Below are 4,938 nucleotides of genomic sequence, written 5' to 3'. Positions count from 1 at the left end.
GACGCCCAGGGCGAAGCCGTCGTCGACGCCGACGGCTTCGCCCTGGGCGTCATCACCGCCGAGCAACTCAGAAGCTGACCAACCGACCGTCCGGGCGACGGGACTCGTCCTCCGGCGGCAGACGGACGATGAAGCGCTCGCGAGCCTCGGCGGAGACACCGAGCGTCCGCTCGTACAGGGACGCGTTCGGCGCTTGCAGGTAGGCGAACGGCTGGGGCGGCGCTGCGCTGGACACGGCCCCGGCCTCCCGGGTCCCAGGACCGTCCCGGACGCTCGTTGCTGGAGACGAGGCCGGCGCTCGAGCCGCCGGGCGCGAGTCGACCGGCGCTCGGCGCGTCGACCCCGTAGGCGATGCAGCCGGCGCTCGACCAGTCCTAGGGTGGAACGAAACGGACCAGACGAAACGTCAGGACAGGTGCTGATCATGACGGATTTCCCTGAGGGCGCCCCTTGCTGGGCGGACGCCATGTTCACGGACGTGGAGGGTGCCAAGACGTTCTACGGCGAGGTACTCGGCTGGACGTTCGGCGACGCGGCCAGCGAGTACGGCAACTACACTCAGGCCTTCCACGACGGGAAGGCGGTGGCCGCCGTCGTGCCGCCGATGCCCGGTGGTGAGGAACCCGTCTCGCAGTGGACGCTCTACTTCGCCTCCCCCGACGTGGCCGGCACCGCCGAGAAGATCAAGGCGGCCGGCGGTGACCTGGTGATGGAGCCCATGCAGGTCGGCACCTTCGGCTCGATGGCAATCGCCAGGGAGCCCAGCGGCGCGGTCTTCGGCGTCTGGCAGCCGGGGGACCACAAGGGATTCGAACAGGTCGGCGAGCCGGGCTCGTACTGCTGGGCAGAGCTGGCAACACCGGACCCCGGCACGGCCGACGCCTTCCTCACGCAGGTCTTCCCCTACGGTTCGCAGCGGATGCAGACCGGCGACGAGCCGGTGGCACCAGGGATGGACTACCGGGCATTCAGCCTCGGCGCGCCGGACAACTGGGTCCTCGGCCGGATGACCACCGGCGCCGGCGACGGCACGAAGGCTCCCGCCCGCATTCGGGTCTACTTCGCCGTCGACGACTGCGACCAGGCCGTCGCCCGGGCGATCAAGCTGGGCGGGCAGGCCCTCGGCGGGCCGATGGACAGCCCCTTCGGCCGCTTCGCCGAACTCACCGACCAACAGGGTGCCGTGTTCGTGGTGATCGACCCAGGCACCAGGGTCGGTGAGGTGCCACAGATGTCCTGAACAGAAAGCGCACGGTCCGGGCTTGGAGCGATTCTCGCGGTCGGCAGCACTGCCGGTGACGGCAAGGGGTTCGGCTGCAGCATGACCGGCGGAACGCTCCGTCCCCGTGCGTTGCGCCCAAGGCGGTGTGTCCAGCCTCGGACCCGGTGACAAGGGCGCCCGCCAGGGGCGAGCCCCGCCGTTGTCCGCCGTCGGAGTGGATGCCGAGGTGTCCTGCACCGAATCAGTGCGTGGTGCGCACATGGTGAAGCATGACCCGTAAGCGAACCGCACTGCTGTGCGCCGGTGCTCTGGTGCTCTCCTCCGCCCCGCTCCTCGCGAGCACCGCCGCGACGGCGGCGACCTCCGACGACGCCGCACGCCACGGGCACAGGTGCGTCTCCTCCCCGACCCCGGCCCGCGGCCAGGCCCGCGCCATCCTCGACGTCATCGAACGGGACCGGCACGAGCTGAAACTGCGCGCGGTGGTGGGCCGGGTGACGGAACACGGCCGGGACCTGTGGACGGGCGCCGTGGGTCCCTCGATGACCGACGTGCCGGCCCGCCCCGACATGCGCTTCCGCGCGGGCTCCGTCGGCATCGCGTTCATGGGCACGATCCTGCTCCAGCTGGTCGACGAGAAGAAGGTCAGCCTGGACGACCACCTCTCGCGCTGGCTCCCCAAGGTCCCGCACGCGAACGAGATCACCCTGCGGATGCTCGCCGACACCACCTCCGGCTTCCACGACTACGTCACCGACGCCGGCTTCCTGGCGCGGCTGGAGTCGCACCCGTTCATGCACTGGACGCCCGCGGAGATCCTCTCCTACGCCCACCTGCACGACCTGCTCTACAAGCCCGGCACGAACTTCAGCTACTCCCACGCCAACTTCCTGCTGCTGGGCGAGGCGTTGGAACGGATCACGCACACCCGGCTGGACCACCTGCTGGAGCAGCGCATCTACCGCCCCCTCGGCCTGCGGGCGACCTCGAACAGCTACACCCCTGACATGCCGTCGCCGGTGCTGCACGCCTTCACCTCCGAGCGGGGCAAGTACGAGGAATCGACGTTCTGGAACCCGTCCTGGACAACGGCCGCGGGCGCGGTCATCAACATGAACATCTGCGACCTCGCCCGCGCGGGCGCCGGCATCGGCTCCGGGCAGACCATCAGCCACAAGAGCTACAAGACCCTGCTCAACCCCGGCACCGTCGGACTGGGCACCCCGACGAAGAAGTGCCCGGCGACGGTCTGCATGCCGCAGACGGAGGCCGTCCACTTCGGGATCTCGGTGCTGGTGGTGAACGGCTGGGTCGTCTCGAACCCCTCGTTCTCCGGCTACGCCGCGATCATGGCCTACCTGCCGTCCAAGGACCTGTCGATCGCCGTGTCCGTCACCTACTCGCCGACCACCGACCAGAGCGTCCAGAACCTGAGCAACAACATCGCCAAGGACCTCTCCCACCTGCTGGTGCCGAACCAGCCGCTGATCTGATGCGGCCCGTCGTCGGCGCGGTCGATCAGGAACGCGACCGGATCGGCGACTCGACAAGTTCCAGCTCCGCCCACATCCCGAGCGGGGGCGCGCCGCCGAGGTCCAGCGCGGCGCGGGAGCCGGTCCGGGCTCCTGCGGCTCGGGCGCGCACCCCGCACCGCCTGCCTTTGGCGACGCCGATACGCCGCGCGCCCGTGGCGTTCCTGGTGTGCGGGCGCCGGGCCTTCGGTCGATCCTGAAAGCATGGGCGCGAGCGACCACCGTCGCGTGGAGGCCGTCATGACAACCGAAAGTGTCATCACCGGGACCGACCCGAAGGAGCGGGCCGAGCGCGGCCGGGCTCTGCGGTCACGGGTCCCCCGCTCCGCGCACGGCGAGTTCGCCCCCGGGCCGGACCGGCCCGATCCGATCACCGTGCTGGAGGAGCAGTCGGCCCGGCGGGTTCCGGAGCTGGTCCCGGTCCGCTACGGGCGGATGAGCGAGTCGCCGTTCCGCTTCTACCGCGGGGCGGCGGCGATCATGGCGACCGATCTGCACGCGACACCCACCACCGGACTGACGGTGCAGCTCTGCGGTGACGCGCATCTGCTCAACTTCCGGCTGCTGGGATCGCCGGAGCGCAATCTGCTCTTCGACATCAACGACTTCGACGAGACGCACCCCGGGCCGTGGGAATGGGACGTGAAGCGGCTCGCGGCGAGCCTGGTGATCGCCGGCCGCGAGAACGGCTGGGACGACAACGAGAGCCAGGCCGCGGTGCACTCCTGCGCACGCTCCTACCGGGAGGCGATGCGATCCTTCGCCGGGATGGGGGAACTGGACGTCTGGTACGCCAGGGCCGACGCCTACCAGTTGCAGGCCGCCGTCGCCGACCGGCTCGCCAAGAGCGCCCGCAAGCGGCTCACCGCCGGCCTGGCCAAGGCCCGCACCCGGGACAGCCGACAGGCCTTCGAGAAGCTCACCGAGGTCGTGGACGGCCACCGCCGGATCACCTCCGCACCGCCCCTGATCACCCCGCTGGCCGAGTTCGCCCCCGACGAGGACCGCGCGGCGTTGCAGGCGGCGATCCGCGAGCTGCTCGACCGCTACGGCCAGACCCTGCCGAACGACACACGTCACCTGCTGCGGCAGTACCGGATCGTGGACATGGCCCACAAGGTCGTCGGCGTCGGCAGCGTCGGCACCCGGTGCTGGATCGTCCTGCTGCTCGGACGCGACGACCAGGACCCGCTCTTCCTCCAGGCCAAGGAAGCCCAGCATTCCGTCCTGGAACCGTTCACCCAGCCCTGCCTCTTCCCCACCCAGGGAGAGCGGGTCGTCGCAGGCCAGCGGCTCATGCAGGCCGCGAGCGACATCTTCCTCGGCTGGCAGCAGGCCCTCGGCCTGGACGAGCGGCGCCGCGACTTCTACGTCCGCCAGCTCCGCGACTGGAAGGGCATCCCCCAACCGTCGCTGTGGACGCCGAAGGACCTGACCGAGTTCGCCCGGCTCTGCGGTTGGACCCTCGCCCGCGCCCACGCCCGGTCCGGCGACAGGATCGCGATCGCCGCCTACCTCGGACGCGGCCGGGCCTTCGACCACGCGCTGGCCCGCTTCGCCCCGCTCTACGCCGACCAGAACGAACGCGACCACCAGGCCCTGCTCGACGCGATCCGCTCCGAACGCGTGCCGGCCAGGCACGACCTGTGACACCAGGACGCATCAGTCCGAGGGCGTCGTCCGGCGGGCGGCGCGCCACTTCCTGAGTGCGACCTTGATACCCAGCCCTGCGGCGGGGGCTCAGCCAGCAACCGAAGGGCCGGAGCACGCCCGGAGCGCCACGTGGCATGTTCCCGCCATTTCAGGTTCCGGCCTCGTCCCGTGTCTATGCCCAGGATTTCCACAGGCTTCAATCTGAGTGGCATACCGGACGGTGCGTCAGCACTTCTGTGTCGCTGCCGAAACCACCCCACCCCACTGGGAGCCCGACCGTGTCCGCGACCAGAACCCGCGCCACCGGTCCGATACGCGCCCCGCAGTCACCGACCACTCAGCCGCACGCCGGTTCGCGGACTCCGCCGGGACCGCGCGCAACCACACCGCGTCAACCACCGGGCAACAGCCCGCCGTGCTGCCACCCCTCCCGCTCCTCCCGCTGACACGGCAGCACCTGCCGGAGCGCCGTGCTCCGGAAGGCGAGCCGCCCGACCTTCACAGAAAGCGAGTGACATGAACCCCTTACCC

Annotated in this window: 4 protein-coding genes; 3 read left to right on the top strand and 1 reads right to left on the bottom strand. The window is 70.4% G+C overall.

What is annotated here, in order from left to right; genetic code table 11:
- Nucleotides 1-67: 67 nt before the first annotated feature.
- Nucleotides 68-235, bottom strand: coding sequence for a hypothetical protein (locus tag DN069_RS40450; RefSeq protein WP_165845702.1), 168 nt, complete (start codon nt 233-235; stop codon nt 68-70).
- 189 nt (nt 236-424) lie between these two features.
- On the opposite strand from DN069_RS40450, the gene DN069_RS29980 reads away from it, so the two are divergent.
- From DN069_RS29980 to DN069_RS29970, 3 genes are all read left to right on the top strand, one after another.
- The gene (locus DN069_RS29980) at nt 425-1,240 is read left to right on the top strand and encodes a VOC family protein (protein WP_111506286.1); all 816 of its coding nucleotides are present in this window, start codon (nt 425-427) and stop codon (nt 1,238-1,240) included.
- 251 nt (nt 1,241-1,491) lie between these two features.
- Nucleotides 1,492-2,715 carry a serine hydrolase domain-containing protein gene (locus DN069_RS29975; RefSeq protein WP_111506282.1) on the top strand — a complete coding sequence of 408 codons (1,224 nt, stop codon included), beginning with the start codon at nt 1,492-1,494 and terminating at the stop codon, nt 2,713-2,715.
- A 279-nt stretch (nt 2,716-2,994) separates the two neighbouring features.
- Nucleotides 2,995-4,404, top strand: coding sequence for a DUF2252 domain-containing protein (locus DN069_RS29970; protein WP_111506284.1), 1,410 nt, complete (start codon nt 2,995-2,997; stop codon nt 4,402-4,404).
- Nucleotides 4,405-4,938 lie beyond the last annotated feature (534 nt).

The sequence above is a fragment of the Streptacidiphilus pinicola genome (assembly GCF_003258295.1).
In the GTDB taxonomy this organism is placed as follows: Bacteria; Actinomycetota; Actinomycetes; order Streptomycetales; family Streptomycetaceae; genus Streptacidiphilus; species Streptacidiphilus pinicola.
The sequence above is the reverse complement of the archived record's forward strand: the minus strand, read 5'-3'. Positions and strand labels throughout refer to the sequence as shown.